Genomic DNA, 18,352 nt, shown 5'->3' on the forward strand with positions numbered 1-18,352 from the left:
AGCCTGCCGCTATCCTTCCTCTTTCATAAACTGAACGCCGGCCTTGTCGGGGCGGCGTTCCTTTATTCGGGACAGGGGAGAGTGCTCAGCCCTTGAGCCGGTCCTTGACCGCTTTCGCCGGGCTGAACGCGAGCTTTTTCGACGCCGCGATCTTCATCGCCACGCCCGTTGCCGGGTTGCGGCCTTCGCGCGCCGGGGAGGCCTTTACTTTGAACTTTCCGAACCCGCCGAGCGACACTTCCTCGCCTTTGGCGGCGGCATCGGCGATCGCGGCGAACACCGCATCAATGGCCTTGCGCGCATTGGTTTTGGTGGTCCCGAGCGTCTCGGCAAGCGCTTCGGCGAGGTCGGCATTGTTCATATTGGGGGTGTCCTTTTGAAGTGGAGAAACCCGTCTGACGCCGTGCGAAATCGCTGTCGAACGAACACGTCCTTAACGCGGCCCGATGTGCAAGAAAGCCCGATGGAATCGGCGTTCTGAAGGGTTCCCGCCGCACCCATACTGCGCAGCAGTTATCCCGAACCCGGCGCTTGCGGGCGGGGCGCTGATGGTGCCGTCCGCAGGCGTCCATGAGGGTGCGGGAGCGGTCGAGGGTAGGAGTGTGGCACCGGTTTTGGGGGGATTGCAAGCAGGAAGCTGTGGCTGATGTAACGCTGACGCTCACCGACCTTGAATTGCGGCTGGCCAGCGACTTAGCCGAGTTAGAGAGCCGTGCACTCAGTGGAGACTGGTCGATCGAGCGGCGCGCACAGCTGGGTCATCACACAACCTCGATGGTTACTCGCTGTGTCGAGGCGATCGACAAGCTGATGCTGTTTTCCGGCGGGAAGGCGATTTACTTGGGCAATGTCGTTCAGAGGGCATCTCTGGACATTCATTGCACGCGCGCCCACGTGGCCAACAACCCTTTTCCCTATGCACGTAATCTGGGCGGCATGGCCTTCGGGTTCGAGAACGATTGTCTGGACCTTTGATGCCGGGAATCTGATCGGGGGCTTCGGGCGGCGGCAGTCTTGTGTGTGGACCCGTTTCAGATTGCCGAGGCGAGGCTCAAATTCGATTCCCGACCCGCGCCGGCATGGTGTTGCATTTCGTTGCGGACGAAATCGACAAAGGCCCGGACCTTGGAAAGCGCGAAGTTCCCTCGCGGGAAGATGATGTGCAACGCTATGCTTTCGTTCACGATGTCTTCGAGCAGAGGCTCAAGCCGTTTGGCGTTGATATCGTGCTCGACCAGAAAGCGGGGAAGGTAGCTTATGCCTAGCCCCTCAAGCGTGGCTTCGCGCGCCATGCGTACCGAGTTGCTGGTGAGCGGTCCGCGGTTCACTGCAACGGTAACATCATCGGACAGACGCCATTCGCCAACCTTGGAAAGGTGCGTTTCCACAATGCACGTGTGTTCCTTCAGGTCGTGAGGCGTGGAGGGCCATCCTGCGCGGGCGAGATAGTCCGGCGCTGCGACCAGGACCATGGGATAATTACGCAATTGCACCGACTCCAGGCTCGCATCGAACGGGTCGCCCATCCAGAACGCGACATCGAAACGGCCTTTGAGCATATCAACCTTGCTGTCGGACAGGTTGAGGAACAGGCGCACGTCAGGATAGGCCTTCAGAAACCGGGGAATGATCGCGGTCAGTTCAAAGAGCGAGGAAACAACGGGGGCGTTGACCTTAAGTTCGCCGCGGGGCTTGGAAATCATGCCGGTGATGATCTGGTTTGCTTCGTTCACGTCATCGACAATGCGGGCGCAGCGCGCATACATTTCGCGCCCTGCGGGGGTCAGCGTGACCGAGCGTGTCGTGCGATCAAGCAGGCGTACACCAATACTCTGCTCCAGCTTCGCGATCTGGCGGCTGACCGCAGCCTTGGAGTAGCCGAGCAGCTTGGCGGCATTTGAAAAGCCCCCACTGCTAACGACTGCGGCGAACGACATCATTGCCATTACATTTCCCAGGTCAGATCTGTCTTCCATGTGTACTCCGTGTTTTACTGCCGCTGGCGTGTCAATGCGAATGACCCCCGCCATACCCTCCAGATGCGATCGGCTCTTGTTCCTCATAGTTGCGAATATGCAAAAATTATCTTATAATCATCTACACTGTTGTGTTTTCATTGACCTTTGGCGACGACGTATGGCGAAAAGATATGCATGTCTCGATTCGGTCGATGACGAGAAGGGAGTTTCCACATGGCCACCCAGCTTTCGCACGTCGCGCAACAGGACCAGCGCAGTCAATTTCACCCTTTCACTTCGATCAACGATCTCAAAGCGGACGGGCCGACTGTCATGGCCTCAGGATCGGGCGTTCGGGTCCGCGATGTCAACGGCAAGGAATATCTGGACGGGGTGGCGGGGCTCTAGTGTGTCAACCTCGGCTATGGTCGCCAGGAAATCTGCGATGCCATCGCGCAGCAGTCCCAGCGGCTGTCGTTTTTCCACACCTTCAACGGGATGAGCAGCGATGTTGTCGCTGAATGCTCGGAAGCGCTGTTGGCCAGGGCGCCGGTGCCCATGTCGCGCGTGTTCTTTGGCGCTTCGGGCAGCGATGCCAACGAAACCCAGCTCAAGCTGAGCTGGGTCTACAACAATCTGCGCGGCAAACCGGAAAAGAAGAAGATCATATCCCGCTGGTTGTCCCTTGGACGGTACAGCTCAACGGCGAATATATTCACCAGATCGGCGGCGTTGAGGTCTATGGGCGAGGAGATTTCAGCTACAGCAGCCGGATCAAAAAGCCGGTCGATGTGAACTCGCCGCTGGTGGATCCAACTCTGCCGCGCCCGCCTTCCACATCTCAGCTGGACCTCCGCTTTGGCGGCCGGTTCGAGGTGTCATCGGGGAATGAGTTCGACCTCCGCTTTTTCGTCAATAACGTGACCAACAGTATGCCGCAGGTCAGCCTGTTCCATGAGACACCGGATTCGACATTCTACCATTCCGGCACGTTCCGCCCTCGCACGATAGGGATCACGCTGTCTGTGAGGAATTGAGCGGACGCTAACCCCGGACTTGCTCCGGGCAGAACGAAATATCCGGCGCTTCATCGGCTTTGCTAACGCTGGCCGATGAAGCAAATCCTGGGGGCGTCATGAACCCCCGGGCAGGTGTGAGGTTGGGTTTCGTCGTTCCCAACAATTCGTGAACCCGCGCGAAATTGAATGTAACCCAAAGTGCGATTTTTATATCTGGCTTTCTGGAAGGATTACAAAAAGGCCATCAAGCTCCTCGGTCATTTTGATTTGGCATGACAGACGGCTGCTCTCACGCACATCGATGGCGAATTCAAGCATGTCCGTCTCCATGTCTTCGCGCGGGGGCAGGGCGGCGAGCCAATCCTCCCCGACATACACGTGGCAGGTCGCGCAGGTACATGCCCCGCCGCAGTCGGCGAGAATGCCGGAAACACCGTTCTTGACCGCGCCTTCCATCAGGCTCCAGCCCTCTGGAACATCCACGACGGATTCTTCGCCCCGGTGGCTGATGAAGCGAACCGAAGGCATCAGTCTTCCGCAACTTCGAGCGCGCGTTCCGGGCACGCGCGAACGCCGCGCTGCGCCAGGGCTTCCTGACCCGCAGGCACGGTGATGTCCCCGGGAAGGATGTACCCCGCATCATCGAGCTGGAAGATATCGGGCGCGAGCGAATAGCAGCGTGCGTGGCCCTGGCACATGCTGTGATGAACCTTGATTTTCATGGCGCTTCCCTCCTCAGGCCCACGAGAGATCGAGATTTTCGATCCCGAAAACATGGCCGCCATACGTGATCGGTGCCGATCCGGGCTTCAGGCGGAACGTTGGAATCCGGGCGAGGAACTCTTCGAGCCCGACGATCAACTCGCGCCGTGCGAGGTGCGAGCCGAGGCAGCGATGCGGTCCGTATGCGAATGCCGTGTGCCGATTATTGTCGCGCGCGATGTCGATCGTGTCAGGATTCGGGAACTCGGCCGGATCGCGATTGGCGATCATCGTGGGGCAGGAAATAAGGTCGCCCGCCTTGATGGCGATGCCCTTGTATTCGAAATCCCGCACGGCCGTGCGCAGCATCTGGATCGTCGAGTAGGCGCGGAACAGTTCCTCCACGGCGGGTTTGATCAGAGCCTTGTCGTCGCGCAGGCGCTGCTGGTCCTCCGGGTGCGTCGCGAGGTGATAGAGATCAAAGCCTACAGCGGCTGCAACCGTATCGAGGCCCGCTTCGAACAGCAGCACCGCGATTCCCAGGATCTCCTTGTCCGTCAGCGGGCGTCCCTCGACCTCGGCGGCGAGCAGGAAGCTCACGAAATCGTCGGTGGGTTCGCGCCTGCGAAGCGCGATCAGCGATTTCATGAAATCGACGACGGTGCGCATTGCGTTCAGCCGCTGCTCCAGCGTGCCGTGGAACTGTTCGTTCGCCCAGCCCAGGAACTCGTCGCGCCGATCATCGGAAACGCCGAGGAACTGCAGGAACACGCCGACCGCGAAGGGGAAGGCGAAATCGTTCATCACCTCGCATGTGCCCTTGGCCTTGAAACTCTCGATAAGGCGCACCGCCCGCTCGCGCGCACCCGCCTCCATCGCGTCCACGCGCTTTGGCGAGAGCAGGGGATTGAGCAGCGCACGGAACTTCATGTGGTTGGGCGGATCGACCTCGAGCGGGATCATCGGCAGATCCTCGCCGAGCGCCGCCTTGAAGATGCCGCGGTTGCTGGAAAACACCTCGGTATTGTTGAGAACGGCGCGCTGGTCTTCCGCCGTCGTGAACACCCACGTGCCGCGCCCGTCATAGGTGTTGTTCGGCGCATAGAAGATCGCCGGACCCTCGCGGTGCACGAAACTGAGCGCCGCCTGTGGACGGCCGCAGGGCGTCGGCTCCATCTCCGGGCCGCGGAAATAGCTGAAATCCCGAACGAGCGCTGGCGACACGTGGTCGGGAACAATCGTGTCTGCTGCCCTGGTCGCCATAATGATCTCCCCTCGATGCCGGTGACGGAATGCGTCTTGCGGCATCGGCGCGTATATCATACAACGAATGTTGTACAACATATGTTTTATAACTAGCGATGCAATCAGCCTCTGGAAATGGAACGACAAGATGCCCGTGGTGGTGGATAGCGACGAGCGGCGGACGGCGGTGGTTTCCGCAGCGGCGGAACTCATCGTCGAGGGCGGGCTGAATGCGGTGACGTTTCGCAATATCGCGGCTCGGCTCGGCTTCAGCACCACCGTGATCAGCCACTATTTCCGCGACAAGACCGATGTGCTGCGCGCAACTTACCAGCATGTCGTTGCAGAGGCTGTGATGCACCGCGAACAGGTGCTCGCTGGGCAGAATGCCTCGCCCGTTCGTGTGCTGGAAGAGGTGTTGCCGGTCGCGGATACGCAGCGGCGCATCTGGACTGTGTGGCTCTGCTTCTGGACAGCGGCCCTGTTCGACAAGACGCTTCTGGAAGAGCACCGGCGCGGTCTTGCCGGCACGCGGGAACGCCTGCGCCGGCACTTCCTTGCGGAGGGAGAGCCCGCTGAGCGCGCCGAGCGGGCGGCTGAGGATCTCGCGCAGGCGATCTTCGGCATCGCGGTGCAGGCGCTGTTCGATCCCGCCTACTGGTCTCCGGAACGTCAGCGTGCCGCCTATCGGCGTGCGGCCGTCCGGATCGCGGCCTTGCCGCATACCGCGGGTTGAGCTTGCATCCAGCAGGGTGGGGCGTGTCCTCGACGTGCCGCTTGTCACGCTCTCTAAAAATATACTACAGTGCAAAAAGTGCTTGCGAACGGATCGTCGTTTCAGGCAATCGAAGAAGCTGCGGACGATATCGAGCGGGACGCGTTGGGGATGGTCGAGACCGGGTACGAAGGTGATGAGGCATTCCGGCTGGAAGTGCGCTCCTGGCTGCGGGACAATTTTCCGGAGCCGCTCGCGTATTGCAACGCGCTCATCTACCTGAATGATGCCGGTGTAGCCGCCGGGGACGACACATTTCAGCTTTGGCGCAAGCGCGTCGCTGAAAAGGGTTGGGGCGTTCCGACATGGCCGAAGATGTACGGCGGTGCAGACCTCAGCGCTGCCGAGGCGCGTATTATTTCACAGGAAATGGCGCGTATCGGAGCGTTCAATCCGATGCGCAGCAACGGCACGATGATGCTGGGTCCCACGCTTCTTGAATATGGCACCGAGGAGCAGAAACGACGTCACCTGCCCGGCATTTCCGATCACAGCGAGCGCTGGTGTCAGGGCTTTTCGGAGCCGGGCGCGGGCTCGGACCTCGCTTCGCTGCAAACCAAGTGCGTCGACATGGGCGATCATTTCCTCGTGAACGGCCAGAAGATATGGACGTCGGGCGCCGATCACGCCGACTGGTGCTTCTGCCTCGTGCGGACCGATACGTCGAACAAGCATCGCGGCATCAGTTTCCTGCTGATCGACATGAAGACGCCGGGGATCGAGGCGCGCCCGATCGTTCTCATCAGCGGTTCGACGCATTTCTGCGAAGTGTTCTTCAATGATGTGAAGGTGCCGAAGGAAAATCTGGTCGGCGCCGTCAACGAAGGCTGGTCGATCGCGAAGCGGCTGCTCCAGTTCGAACGCGACAGCCTTTCCGAAGGGCGCGGCGAAGCGCCCAGCCTTTTGCCGCTGGCGCAGACGCATGTCGGTGTCGATGCCGAGGGGCGAATTTCCGATTCCGATCTTCGCGTGCGCCTGATCACCAACGCGATGCGCGCGGATGCCTACACGCGCACGGTTCAGCGCATCGCTGCTGAGGCAAAGGCCGGGAACGGCGTTCACGACGGGGTGTCCGCGCTCAAGAATCTGGGCTCGGGCGTCGCGCAGGTGCGCGCGGAACTGCTGGTCGAGATTCTCGGCCACGGCGGGCTCGGCTGGTCGGGCGACGCCTATGCGCCCGAAGCGCTCGAAGCGACGCGGGCCTGGCTGCACAGCAAGTGCTTCTCGATCTACGGCGGCAGCTACGAAGTGCAGAACAATATCACCGCCAAGCGGACACTGGGCCTCCCTGGCTGACCGATGCTGATGGAAAGGATTGGGGAGAGAGCGTCATGGCCGTTCTGAGCGAAGACCAGATCATGCTGAGGGACATGGCAGCGGCGTGGGTTCGCGACCGTCAGCCCGTGTCCGCGCGTCGCGCCGTCTTCGAAGGTCATTTCGATCGCGGTTACGACCCCGCCGTCTATGCCGAAATGGCGGAAATGGGGTGGACGGGCATCGTCGTACCCGAGGCATGGGGCGGGCTCGATTTCGGTTATCTCAGCCTGGGCCTCGTGATTGAGGAACTGGGGCGGACTCTTGTCGCCTTGCCGTTCGTGAGTTCCGCGCTCGCCGCCGCGAGCGCGCTCCGTCTCGGCGGCACGGATGCGCAGCGCGATCGCTGGCTCCGGGGCATTGCAGACGGTTCGGTGATCGGTGCCCTTGCCGTCGATGAAGGTGTGCGCCATGCGCCTGCCACGCTCGGTGTCAGGGCGGAAGCCGTGCCCCGCGGCTGGCGCATTCAGGGCGAGAAGCGCCCGGTGCCGGACGGCATGGCCGCCGACGTCGCGATCGTCGCCGCGGCCTCCGCCGGCGGCACCATGCTGTTCGCCGTTGATCTCGCCGCCGAAGGCGTAACGCGGCGCGCTCTCGATCAGATCGATGCCCGCCGCCCGGCGATGATCACGTTCGACATCGTCGTGGGCGAAGACGCCGTGCTGGGTACGGCAGGCGAGGGCGCGGCGCTTCTCGATGCCATCCTTGACCGCGTGCGCGCCGGTGTCGCCGCCGAGATGCTCGGCATGGCGACGCAGGCGTTCGAAACGACGCTCGACTATCTGAAAACACGTGTACAATTCGGCCAGATCATTGGCTCGTTTCAGGCGCTGCAGCACCGCGCATCGGAAATGTTCGGCGAATTGCAACTCACGCGCTCGGCCGTCGAGGCCGCGCTGGCCGCCATCGATGCCGATGATCCCGACCTGCCGAAGCTCGCCTCGCTCGCGAAGGCGCTCGCGGGCGACACGCTCCACCGCATCTCGAACGAGATGGTGCAGATGCACGGCGGCATCGGCATGACGCATGAGCACGACGCCGGTCTCTACCTGAAGTCGGCGCGGGTCGCCGATCAGTCCTATGGCAACGCCGCCTATCACCGGGAGCGCTGGGGGCGTCTCAGCGGATATTAGGCGGCCCTGAGGAGGATCGCATGCAATCGCGAGACATATATTTGAAGCGGCGTCCGGTGGGTATGCCGGTTCCCGAGGATTTCGAGGCGGTCGTCACCACGCTGCCTGCGCTTGCCGAAGGCGAGGTGCAGGTCCGCAATTCGTGGATGGCGGTGGACCCGGCGATGCGCGGGCGCATGAACGACGCCAAGAGCTATATTCCGCCGTTCGCGCTCGATGCGCCGATGGAAGGGCCCGCCGTCGGTACGGTGGTCGCCTCGCGCGATCCCGGCTTCGCGCCCGGTGACATCGTGTCGTCGCGGCTCGGATGGCGCGAGGCGTTCAACGCGCCGGCAAGCGCGCTCCGGCTGCGGCCGGATGTCGGGCTGCCGCCGCAGGCCTGGCTCGGCTTCGCGGGCGTCACGGGCCTCACGGCGTACGCGGGTCTGCTGAAAGTCGCGGCCTTGAAGCCCGGCGACGTGGTGTTCGTGTCGGGCGCGGCGGGCGGGGTCGGGTCGATCGTCTGTCAGATCGCGAAGATCAAGGGGCACAAGGTGATCGCGGCGGCAGGCGGCGCGCGGAAGATCGCTTACCTGAAAGATGTGCTCGGCGTCGATGCCGTCATCGATTACAAGGCCGAGGAAAATCTCACCAAGGCGCTCGCCCGCGCAGTGAAGGCGATCGGCGCGACCGGCATCGACGTCTATTTCGACAACGTCGGCGGCGAGCACCTGCAGGCGGCGCTTGCGCTTGCCAATCCGTTCGCGCGCTTCGCGATCTGCGGAATGATCTCGCAGTACAACGTGACGGAAGCGCCCACCGTGCCGCGCAACCTCACGCTCATCATGGTGAAGAGCATCCGCATGGAAGGCTTCATCGCGCTCAATCAGATGGAGATGGAGCCGCATTTCCTTGCGGACATGATCGCCTGGCACAAGGCGGGGCTGCTCACCGCGACGGAAACCGTGCATGAAGGCATCGACCATGCGCTCGACGCCTTTTTCGGGCTGTTCAGCGGCGCGAACCTTGGCCGTATGCTGGTGAAGCTGGGCTAGGCGGGAAGGAAGCGGATGTACGGGCTGCTCAAGGGGTTCCGCGTCGTCGAAGGTGCGGCGTTCATTGCCGGGCCGTCGTGCGGCCTGCACATGGCGCAGATGGGCGCCGAAGTGATCCGCTTCGACCAGATCGGCGGCGGCCCGGATTTCCGCCGCTGGCCGCTCGCGCCGGACGGTTCCAGCCTCTATTGGGAGGGGCTGAACAAGGGCAAGAAATCGGTCGCGATCAACCTGTCCTCGCCCGAAGGTCGCGAACTCGCGGTCTCGCTCGCCGCTGCGCCGGGGGAAAACGCGGGGCTGTTCCTCACCAACTATCCCGTGCGCGGTTTCCTCTCGCACGAGGCGCTGAAGGCGCTGAGGCCGGATATCATCACCGGCCGCGTGATGGGCTGGGCGGACGGGTCGCCCGCGGTCGATTACACGGTGAACGCCGCCGTCGGCGTGCCGATGATGACCGGGCCTGCGGACGACGATCGCCCCGTGAACCACGTGCTTCCCGCGTGGGACTTGCTCGGCGGCGCCTATGCCGCCTTCGTGCTCGTCTCGGCGCTGCTCCGCCGCCGCGCGACCGGCGAGGGCGCGGAGATCCGCGTGCCGCTGTCGGACCTTGCCGCCACCAGCCTCGGCCATCTGGGGCAGGTCGCCGAGGTGCTGACCGGCGGTGATCGCCCGCGTATGGGCAACGACCTGTTCGGCGCGTTCGGCCGCGATTTCCTCTGCGCGGACGGCAAGCGCATCATCGTCGTGGCGATAACCCCGCGCCAGTGGAAGGGGCTGGTTGAGGTGCTCGGCCTCGCCGAACCCGTCGCGGCGATCGAGGCTGAACTCGGCGTGCGCTTCGCGGCAGACGAAGGCGCCCGCTTCCGCCACCGTGCCCGCCTGTTCCCGCTGTTCGAGGCGGCGATCGCAAAGCGCACGGTTGCCGATCTGCAACCCGCGTTCGATGCCGGCGGCGTCACCTGGGGCGGCTACCAGAGCCTCGCCGATGCCGTCGCGCACGACGAGCGCCTGTTCGTCGGCAATCCGCAGTTCCAGACGCTCGATCACCCGAGCGGGCTCACTTATCCGGCGGCCGGCCCGGCAGCGACGCTCGCAGGCGAGGCGCGGGGCGACCTCCGCCGCGCGCCCCGCCTTGGTGAACATACCGACGAGGTGCTTGCCGCCGTGCTCAACCTCGACAGCGGCGCCATCGGCGCGCTCCACGACAAGGGGATCGTCGCATGAGCATCGACGACTGGAAGCGTTGGATCGGCAAGACCGAAACCCGCACGGAGGTTCTCGATCCCGGCAGCCTCAGCCGCTTCGCCGCCGCGATCGGCGAGGACATCGACGTCGAGCGCACGCAGCCCTCACTCGCGCACTGGGCGTTCTTCCTGCCGGTGACGGCGACGGAGGGCATCGGCGAGGATGGGCACCCCAAGCGCGGCGGTTTCCTGCCGCCGGTCACACTGCCGCGCCGCATGTTCGCAGCTGCCGACATGACCTTCAGCGGAGCGTTGACGCTCGGCGCGCGCGCGACGCGCACGTCCGCGATCACCGATGTCGCGCTGAAGTCGGGCAAGAGCGGCGACCTCGTTCTGGTGTTGGTCGAGCATCGCATCGCGCAGGATGGGGCTGAAAAGGTTGTCGAGCGTCAGACCATCGTCTACCGCGATGCCGGAGCGCCGACCCCGCCCGTGATCGCATCTGATCCCGCGCAGCAGGGAGATGTGATGTGGACGCCGAACACGGTGGACCTGTTCCGTTTCTCCGCCGCGACCTCCAACAGTCACCGCATCCACTATGATCTGCCCTATGCCACCGCGGAAGAAGGCTATCCGGGCCTCGTGGTCCATGGCCCATTCACGGCGGCGCGGCTCTTCGGTCATGCTCGCCGCAAGGGCGCGCTTTCGGCGTTTTCATTTCGCGCGATGGCACCGATGTTCTGCGGCCAGCCGATCATGCTGCGCCATGCAACGGACGGTGTAGAAGCCGCGCGCTGCGACGGCGCGATCGCGATGCAGGCAAAATATAGTCTATAGTGCAATATTCGAATTGACTTGGCGCAAGAACACAGCAAGGACGCTGGGTCTGGAGGAGAGATCGCAATGGATGCAGAGACGTTCGGACTGTTTCGTTCGACCATCCGCCGTTTCGTCAATGAACGCCTGATCCCGGCTGAAGACGCGGTCGAGGAGGCCGACGCCGTTCCCGATTCGATCGTGAACGAGATGCGCGAGATGGGCCTGTTCGGCATTTCCGTGCCGGAGGCTTACGGCGGGCTCGGCTGCACCATGTCCGAAGAGGCGGCGATCATCCGGGAATTGACGCGCGCGTCCGTGGTGTTCCGGTCGGTGATAGGCACCACCGTGGGCATCGGCAGCCAGGGCATCGTGATGGACGGTACGGAGGCGCAGAAGCAGGAATGGCTGCCGAAGTTCGCGACCGGAGAGGCCATCGCCAGCTTCGGCCTCACCGAGCCCGAAGCGGGCTCCGACGCAGCCTCGCTGCGCACCGTCGCGGTGCGCGACGGCGACACCTACCGCATCACCGGCACCAAACGCTACATCACCAACGCGCCGCGCGCGAACGTCTTCACGCTGATGGCGCGCACGGAGGCGGACGTGAAAGGCGCGGGCGGCATTTCCGCGTTTATCCTGCCCGCCGACACGCCCGGCATCACGCTCGGCAAGCCCGACAAGAAGATGGGCCAGAAGGGCTCGGTCACGACCGACGTGATCCTCGACGATGTCGTCGTGCCTGCCGCGAACATCATCGGCGGCGTTCCCGGGCGCGGCTTCAAGACCGCGATGAAGGTGCTGGACCGCGGCCGCATCCATATCGCTGCCGTCGCGCTCGGCATGTGCGAGCGACTCATTGAGATGAGCCTCGCCTACGCGATGGATCGCAAGCAGTTTGGCGAGCGCATCGCGAACTTCCAGCTCGTGCAGGCGATGCTCGCCGACATGAAGGTGGATATGCTGACGACCGAAGCCCTGATGCAGTCGGTCGCCGCGAAGTTCGATGCGGGCGAGGCGGTCAGCCTCGAATGTTCGGCGCTGAAGCTCCACGCTTCGGAAGCCGTCGGCCGCATCGCCGACCGTGCCGTGCAGATCTACGGAGGCGCGGGCTACATGGCCGAATACAAGGTCGAGCGCTTCTACCGCGATGTTCGCCTGCTCCGCATCTACGAGGGCACGACGCAGATCCAGCAGACGATTATCGCCAAGCAGATGATCCGGCAGGCCGAAGCCGCCGCCTGACCTCAAGTTTTCGAAGGACACGCCCATGCGCAGAGCCGCCATCGTTGCCCCCATCCGCACCGCCGTCGGCAAATATGGCGGTTCGCTGAAGTCCATGAGCGCCGGAGATCTTGGCGCTATCATCATCAAGGCGCTCGTCGATCGCACGAAGATCGATCCAGAACGCATTGACGACGTTGTATTTTCGCAAGGCTATGGCAACGGCGAGGCGCCCTGCATCGGCCGCTGGTCGGCGCTGGCGGCGGGTCTGCCGGAATCGATCCCCGGCGTGCAGCTCGACCGGCGCTGCGGCTCCGGCCTGCAGGCCGTGATCGACGCGGCGATGCGCATCCAGACCGGCGCGGCGGACGTGGTGATCGCGGGCGGCGTCGAAAGCATGTCCAACGTCGAATATTATTCGATGGATCACCGCTGGGGCGCGCGCTCCGGTTCCACCACCTTCCACGACCGGCTGACGCGCGGCCGTGTGATGTCACAGCCGATCGCGCGCTACGGCATTATCTCGGGCATGATCGAGACGGCGAACAATCTCGCTAAGGACTATAACATCTCGCGCGAAGCGTGCGACGAATATGCCGCCATGAGCCACCAGCGCGCGACCGCCGCGTGGGCCGCGGGCAAGTTCGACGACGAGTTGGTCCCGGTGCCCGTGCCGCAGCGCAAGGGCGACCCGGTGATCTTCGCGATGGACGAAGGCATCCGTTCCGATGCGACGCCGGAATCGCTCGCGAAGCTGCCGGTTATCGAGAAGGATGGCGTGGTGACGGCGGGCAATGCCAGCCAGCAGAACGACGCTGCTGCCGCCTGCCTCGTCGTTGCGGAAGACAAGCTTTCCGAACTCGGCCTCGAGCCGATGGGCTATCTGCACAGCTGGGCGGCGGCGGGCTGCGACCCGTCGCGCATGGGTATCGGCCCGGTTCCCGCCGTCGAGCGCCTGTTCGCGCGTAACGGTCTCGGCTGGAACGAGATCGACCTCGTCGAGCTCAACGAAGCGTTCGCCCCGCAGGTGCTCGCCTGCCTCAAGGGCTGGGGCTGGGACGACCGCGACAGGCTTAACGTCAACGGCTCGGGCATTTCGCTCGGTCATCCGATCGGCGCCACCGGCGGCCGCATTCTGGCGAACCTGCTGCGCGAACTCGCGCGGCGCGACGGGCGCTACGGCCTTGAAACCATGTGCATTGGCGGCGGCCAGGGGCTCGCCGCGATCTTCGAACGGGCCTGAAGCCCATGGAGGACACCATGTCGGCGACTGACGCCTCAACCCCGGCGGCGCTCGCCGGGATCAAGGTTCTCGATCTGTCGCGCGTGCTCGCGGGGCCGTGGTGTACGCAGATCCTCGCCGATTTCGGCGCGGATGTGTTGAAGGTGGAAGCGCCCGGCCGGGGTGATGACACGCGGCAATGGGGGCCGCCGTATCTCAAGGGGCCGAATGAGGAGGGGCGCGGCGAGAGCGCCTATTACCTCTCGTGCAACCGCAACAAGCGCTCGGTCGCCATCGATATCGCGTCGCCCGAAGGCGCCGCACTCGTGCGCCGCCTCGCGGCGGATGCCGACATTCTGGTCGAGAATTTCAAGGTCGGCGGGCTGAAGAAGTACGGCCTCGATTACGAGAGCCTGAAGGCGGTGAACCCGCGCCTCGTCTATTGCTCGATCACCGGCTTCGGCCAGACCGGCCCCTATGCCGCGCGCGGCGGCTACGATTTCGTCGCGCAGGGCATGGGCGGGCTGATGACCATTACCGGCGAAAACGGCGGTGAACCGCTGAAGGTCGGTGTCGCCATCACCGACGTGTCGACCGGCATGTACGCGACCGTCAGCGTCCTGATGGCGCTGCGCCATGCCGAGCGCACGGGCGAGGGGCAGCACATCGATATCTCGCTGCTCGACACGCAGATGTCGATGCTGGCGAACCAGGCGCTCAGCTGGCTCGTCGGACGGCAGGAGCCGGGACGCCTCGGCAACCGGCATCCGACCGTCGTGCCCTACAAGACGTTTCAGGCGAAGGACGGCAGCATCATCATCGCGGTCGGAAACGACGGCCAGTACCGCCAGATGTGCAAGGTGCTCGGCGTGCCCGAACTCGCCACAGACCCGCGCTATGTGACGAACGCCGACCGCGTCATCAACCGCGAGGGTCTGGAGGCGCGCATTCAGGAATGCGTCGCGGACGAAGACGTGACGCCGCTCGTCGAGCGGCTGGTGGGCGCGGGCGTGCCCGCCGGGCCGGTCAATACGCTGGAGAAGGTCTTCTCGGACCCGTTCGTGGCGGCGCGCGGCACCGTGCACGAATTCGAGCGCGAGGACGGCATGAAGGTGCCGAGCGTTGCCTATCCCGGCAAGCTCAGCGGCACGCCCGCAACCTTCCGGCGGCGCCCCCCATTTGTCGGGGAGCACAGCCGCGAAGCGCTCGCCGACTGGCTCGGACTTCCCGACGCGGAGCTCGATACGCTCGCCGACGCTGCCGTGATCGCGCAGCGCGGCGAAGGCTGATTTGAAAGGACGGATATGGATCTCAACAACACTGTCGCGGCGGTGGTCACGGGCGGCGCCTCCGGGCTCGGCGAGGCGACGGCGCGCGCACTCGCGGCGAAGGGCGTTCGCGTGGCGCTGTTCGATCTCGACGATGCGAAGGGCGGCGCGGTCGCGGCCGAAATCGGCGGGCTGTTCGTGAAGGTGGATGTCACCTCGGAGGCTTCCGTCGATGAAGGCTTTGCGGCGGCGCGCGCCACGCACTGCCAGGAGCGTATCCTCGTCAACTGCGCAGGGACCGGCAACGTCGTGAAGACCGCGAGCCGCGACAAGGCGACCGGCGAGACGAAGCACTTTCCGCTCGATGCGTTCGAACGCATCATCCAGATCAACCTCATCGGTACGTTCCGCTGCGCCGCCAAAGCCGCGAAGGGGATGCTCGACCTCACCACGCTCGAAGATGGCGCGCGCGGCGTCATCATCAACACCGCTTCCGTCGCCGCTGAGGACGGGCAGATCGGGCAGGCCGCCTATGCGGCCTCGAAGGGCGGCGTGGTCAGTCTCACACTGCCGATGGCGCGAGACCTGATGAACGACGGCATCCGCGTGAATACGATCCTGCCCGGCATCTTCGATACGCCGCTGATGGCGCGTGCGGCGGATGCCGTGAAGCAATCGCTCGCCGCCAGCGTGCCGTTCCCAAAGCGGTTCGGTCGCGCGGCGGAGTATGCCGCGCTCGCGCTCGCGATGATCGAGAATGACTATTTCAATGGCGAGGACGTCCGTCTCGACGGCGCGATCCGCATGGCACCGCGCTGAGCCCTTGTGATCGGATCAATTTTGTACCATAGTGCAGAAATGAATTTGATATCGGGGAAGGCTCGGGCATGACGGCAGTGGACGAAACTGTGCCGGAATTCGTCACCTACACGGTGGATGAAGGCGTCGCTTGGGTGATGCTGAACCGCCCGCAATACGGCAATGCGCAGAACTACCGGCTGCTGAACCAGCTCGATGCGGCGTTCAAGCGCGCGGTGGAGGACGACGGCGTCAAGGTCATCGTGCTCGGCGGCGAGGGCAAGCACTTCTCCGCGGGCCACGACATCGGCACGCCCGAGAAAGACTCGAACTTTCAGCGCGAGCGCGTGCACCTGTGGTGGGATCATACCAACAAGGGCGGTGCCGAGCGGCAATATGTGCTCGAACAGGATGCCTACCTCGGTCTTTGCCGCCGCTGGCAGGAAATCCCGAAGCCGACGATCGCGATGGTGCAGGGCGCCTGCATCGCGGGCGGGCTGATGCTGGCGTGGGTGTGCGACCTCATCATCGCCAGCGAAGACGCCTTTTTCCAGGATCCGGTGGTGCGGATGGGGCAGCCCGGCGTCGAATATTTCGCGCACGCCTTCGAACTGCCGCCGCGCGTCGCGCGTGAGCTGCTGCTGCTCGGCGAACGGATGCCCGCCGAACGCGCCCACCAGTTCGGCATGGTGAACCGCATCTACCCGCGCGAGAGCCTGCGCGCGGAAGTCGCGAAGATCGCCGCCGAAATCGCACAGCGCGACCGCTTCGGCCTCGCGCTCACCAAGCAGGCGATCAACTTCGTGGAAGACCTGCGCGGCAAGCGGCAGGCGATGGACGGCGTGTTCCACATGCACCATCTCGCGCACGCGCATAACCAGCTGATGACGGGCAATCTCGTCGGCGGCCTCGATGCCAAGGCGATGGCGAAGGCCAACAAGGAACAGGCGGGCGAAGGCTGATATGGCCACGGCATTCGAGCAGGACCAGACGCACCTGATTCCAGATGCGCTGCCCGCTCTGCTCCGGCAGGCGGCGGACGCGGCGCAGGCGTTTGTAACGGCGGTGCGCGGTGATGTGCGCGTGCGGCTGTCGGGTGCGGACGGGCGCATCGATCGTCGCCGTGCCGATGCGGAACAGCACATCGTCCACGGTTTCGGCTGGTATGCGTCCTACGCCGAGATGATGAGCGAAGTCGCGGCCTGGGCGGTGCGGCTTGAAAGCGAAGATCGCTTCGGCGAGGTGGAGGCGCTGCTCGCGCTGCTGCTGTTTGCCGAATACGGCGCGCAGATGCGCGGCGGCATCCCGATGAATCAGGGCGAGGTGATCCGTCCGTTCGATTTTGCGGATGATGTTTCGGCGCTCGGCATACTGGATGTTCCGGCGTTCGATGTGCTGATCCGCGCGGGCACGCGGCAGGGCGTGAAGACCGCGATCGTCGCGCATCTCATGGAAACGCGCGGCCGCGCGATCCTCGAGGACGCGGGCCTCGATTCGATCACAGACATGGTGCGCGACCAGTTCTTCGCCTTCGCGCAGGAAAAGGTGCAGCCCTTCGCGCACGAATGGCACCTCGCCGACGAACTCATCCCGCTGCCGCTCGTCGAGGAACTCGGCGAACTCGGTGTGTTCGGCATGACGATCCCGGAAAATTACGGCGGCCTCGGCATGGGCAAGACGGCGATGTGCGTCGTCTCCGAAGAGCTTTCGCGCGGCTGGATCGGCGTGGGTTCGCTCGCCACGCGCTCGGAGATCGCGGCGGAACTCATTCTCTGCGGCGGCTCGGAAGCACAGAAGGCCGAATGGCTGCCGAAGATCGCCAGCGCCGAAACGCTGCCGACAGCGGTTTTCACCGAGCCCGACACCGGCTCCGATCTTGGTTCGCTTCGCACACGGGCGGTGCGTTCGGGGGATGAATACGCGGTTCACGGCAACAAGACGTGGATCACACACGCCGCGCGCGCCGACGTGATGACGCTTCTCGTCCGCACCGATCCCGCGACGAACAATTATAGCGGCCTTTCCATGCTGCTCGCGCCGAAGCCGCGCGGCACGGTGGAAAATCCATTCCCGGCCGAAGGCATGAGCGGCGGCGAGATCCACGTGATCGGCTATCGCGGCATGAAGGAATACGAGATCGGTTTCGATGGTTTCCGCGTTCCCGCCGCGAACCTGCTCGGCGGCGTCGAGGGGCAGGGCTTCAAGCAGCTCATGGCGACTTTCGAAAGCGCGCGCATTCAAACGGCGGCCCGCGCCGTCGGCGTCGCGCAGGCGGCGCTCGATACGGGCCTTGCCTACGCGCTCGAACGCAAACAATTCGGCCGCGCCATCATCGAATTCCCGCGCGTCGCCAACAAGCTCGCGATGATGGCGGCGGAAATCATGGGTGCGCGCCAGCTCACCTATTTCGCTGCGCGCCGCAAGGATGAAGGCAAGCGCTGCGATCTCGAAGCCGGGATGGCGAAGCTGATCGGCGCGCGCGTGGCGTGGGCGGCGGCGGATAACGCGCTCCAGATTCACGGCGGCAACGGCTTCGCCACCGAATATGTGGCGAGCCGTCTGCTCGCCGACGCACGTATCCTCAACATCTTCGAAGGCGCGGGCGAAATTCAGGCGCAGGTGATCGCACGCCGCCTGCTCGACGAAACCAACTAGGGAGATCA

Annotated in this window: 20 protein-coding genes; 15 read left to right on the forward strand and 5 right to left on the reverse strand. The window is 64.1% G+C overall.

Features of this window, described 5'->3' with window-relative positions; translation table 11 throughout:
- Positions 1-85: 85 nt before the first annotated feature.
- Positions 86-361 carry an HU family DNA-binding protein gene (locus tag AAC014_RS14835; RefSeq protein ID WP_339709911.1) on the reverse strand — a complete coding sequence of 92 codons (276 nt, stop codon included), beginning with the start codon at positions 359-361 and terminating at the stop codon, positions 86-88.
- 278 nt (positions 362-639) lie between these two features.
- Between AAC014_RS14835 and AAC014_RS14840 the strand changes: the two genes are divergently transcribed.
- Positions 640-975, forward strand: coding sequence for a hypothetical protein (locus AAC014_RS14840; RefSeq protein WP_339709913.1), 336 nt, complete (start codon positions 640-642; stop codon positions 973-975).
- Positions 976-1,031: 56 nt separating this feature from the next.
- Here the strand turns inward: AAC014_RS14840 and AAC014_RS14845 are convergent, their stop codons facing one another.
- Positions 1,032-1,946 (reverse strand): LysR family transcriptional regulator, encoded by a 915-nt coding sequence (locus AAC014_RS14845; RefSeq protein ID WP_339709915.1) that lies wholly within the window; start codon positions 1,944-1,946, stop codon positions 1,032-1,034.
- A 246-nt stretch (positions 1,947-2,192) separates the two neighbouring features.
- Between AAC014_RS14845 and AAC014_RS14850 the strand changes: the two genes are divergently transcribed.
- Both AAC014_RS14850 and AAC014_RS14855 read left to right on the forward strand, forming a co-directional pair.
- The gene (locus AAC014_RS14850) at positions 2,193-2,366 is read left to right on the forward strand and encodes a hypothetical protein (RefSeq protein WP_339709917.1); all 174 of its coding nucleotides are present in this window, start codon (positions 2,193-2,195) and stop codon (positions 2,364-2,366) included.
- 63 nt (positions 2,367-2,429) lie between these two features.
- Positions 2,430-2,753 carry a hypothetical protein gene (locus tag AAC014_RS14855; RefSeq protein ID WP_339710046.1) on the forward strand — a complete coding sequence of 108 codons (324 nt, stop codon included), beginning with the start codon at positions 2,430-2,432 and terminating at the stop codon, positions 2,751-2,753.
- A 431-nt stretch (positions 2,754-3,184) separates the two neighbouring features.
- Here AAC014_RS14855 and AAC014_RS14860 read toward each other — a convergent pair whose 3' ends face one another.
- From AAC014_RS14860 to AAC014_RS14870, 3 genes are read right to left on the reverse strand one after another with little or no spacing between them, the layout of a single operon-like run.
- A complete protein-coding gene (locus AAC014_RS14860) occupies positions 3,185-3,505 on the reverse strand; it encodes a 2Fe-2S iron-sulfur cluster-binding protein (RefSeq protein WP_339709919.1) in 321 nt (106 codons plus the stop codon).
- On the reverse strand, positions 3,505-3,699 hold the full coding sequence (locus tag AAC014_RS14865; RefSeq protein ID WP_339709921.1) for a ferredoxin: 195 nt from the start codon (positions 3,697-3,699) through the stop codon (positions 3,505-3,507). The genes AAC014_RS14860 and AAC014_RS14865 overlap by 1 nt, the downstream gene beginning before the upstream one ends.
- Positions 3,700-3,712: 13 nt before the next feature.
- On the reverse strand, positions 3,713-4,942 hold the full coding sequence (locus AAC014_RS14870; RefSeq protein ID WP_339709923.1) for a cytochrome P450: 1,230 nt from the start codon (positions 4,940-4,942) through the stop codon (positions 3,713-3,715).
- 130 nt (positions 4,943-5,072) lie between these two features.
- Here AAC014_RS14870 and AAC014_RS14875 point away from each other — a divergent pair, with 130 nt between their 5' ends.
- The 12 genes from AAC014_RS14875 to AAC014_RS14930 all read left to right on the forward strand — a co-directional run bounded on the left by AAC014_RS14875 (position 5,073) and on the right by AAC014_RS14930 (position 18,344).
- Positions 5,073-5,660, forward strand: coding sequence for a TetR family transcriptional regulator C-terminal domain-containing protein (locus tag AAC014_RS14875; RefSeq protein WP_339709926.1), 588 nt, complete (start codon positions 5,073-5,075; stop codon positions 5,658-5,660).
- A 150-nt stretch (positions 5,661-5,810) separates the two neighbouring features.
- Complete coding sequence (locus AAC014_RS14880) at positions 5,811-6,995, forward strand: acyl-CoA dehydrogenase family protein (RefSeq protein ID WP_339710048.1); 1,185 nt, start codon at positions 5,811-5,813, stop codon at positions 6,993-6,995.
- Between the two features lie 35 nt (positions 6,996-7,030).
- Entirely contained in the window at positions 7,031-8,146 is a 1,116-nt protein-coding gene (locus AAC014_RS14885; protein ID WP_339709929.1) for an acyl-CoA dehydrogenase family protein, read from the forward strand.
- Between the two features lie 20 nt (positions 8,147-8,166).
- The gene (locus AAC014_RS14890) at positions 8,167-9,180 is read left to right on the forward strand and encodes an NADP-dependent oxidoreductase (RefSeq protein ID WP_339709932.1); all 1,014 of its coding nucleotides are present in this window, start codon (positions 8,167-8,169) and stop codon (positions 9,178-9,180) included.
- A gap of 15 nt (positions 9,181-9,195) precedes the next feature.
- Positions 9,196-10,404, forward strand: coding sequence for a CoA transferase (locus AAC014_RS14895; RefSeq protein ID WP_339709934.1), 1,209 nt, complete (start codon positions 9,196-9,198; stop codon positions 10,402-10,404).
- Positions 10,401-11,201, forward strand: a complete 801-nt coding sequence (locus AAC014_RS14900) for a MaoC family dehydratase N-terminal domain-containing protein (protein ID WP_339709937.1) — start codon at positions 10,401-10,403, stop codon at positions 11,199-11,201. Before AAC014_RS14895 ends, AAC014_RS14900 begins: the two co-directional genes overlap by 4 nt.
- Before the next feature lie 66 nt (positions 11,202-11,267).
- Positions 11,268-12,422: an acyl-CoA dehydrogenase family protein gene (locus AAC014_RS14905; protein WP_339709939.1), complete on the forward strand. Its 1,155-nt coding sequence runs from the start codon at positions 11,268-11,270 to the stop codon at positions 12,420-12,422.
- A gap of 25 nt (positions 12,423-12,447) precedes the next feature.
- The gene (locus tag AAC014_RS14910) at positions 12,448-13,644 is read left to right on the forward strand and encodes an acetyl-CoA C-acetyltransferase (protein ID WP_339709941.1); all 1,197 of its coding nucleotides are present in this window, start codon (positions 12,448-12,450) and stop codon (positions 13,642-13,644) included.
- A 17-nt stretch (positions 13,645-13,661) separates the two neighbouring features.
- A complete protein-coding gene (locus tag AAC014_RS14915; protein ID WP_339709944.1) occupies positions 13,662-14,912 on the forward strand; it encodes a CaiB/BaiF CoA-transferase family protein in 1,251 nt (416 codons plus the stop codon).
- 15 nt (positions 14,913-14,927) lie between these two features.
- Positions 14,928-15,710 (forward strand): SDR family NAD(P)-dependent oxidoreductase, encoded by a 783-nt coding sequence (locus AAC014_RS14920; protein ID WP_339709946.1) that lies wholly within the window; start codon positions 14,928-14,930, stop codon positions 15,708-15,710.
- A 68-nt stretch (positions 15,711-15,778) separates the two neighbouring features.
- The gene (locus tag AAC014_RS14925) at positions 15,779-16,651 is read left to right on the forward strand and encodes an enoyl-CoA hydratase (RefSeq protein WP_339709948.1); all 873 of its coding nucleotides are present in this window, start codon (positions 15,779-15,781) and stop codon (positions 16,649-16,651) included.
- Between the two features lies 1 nt (position 16,652).
- A complete protein-coding gene (locus AAC014_RS14930) occupies positions 16,653-18,344 on the forward strand; it encodes an acyl-CoA dehydrogenase family protein (protein ID WP_339709950.1) in 1,692 nt (563 codons plus the stop codon).
- Positions 18,345-18,352 lie beyond the last annotated feature (8 nt).

The organism is uncultured Sphingosinicella sp. (assembly GCF_963974575.1).
Lineage (GTDB): Bacteria > Pseudomonadota > Alphaproteobacteria > Sphingomonadales > Sphingomonadaceae > Sphingosinicella.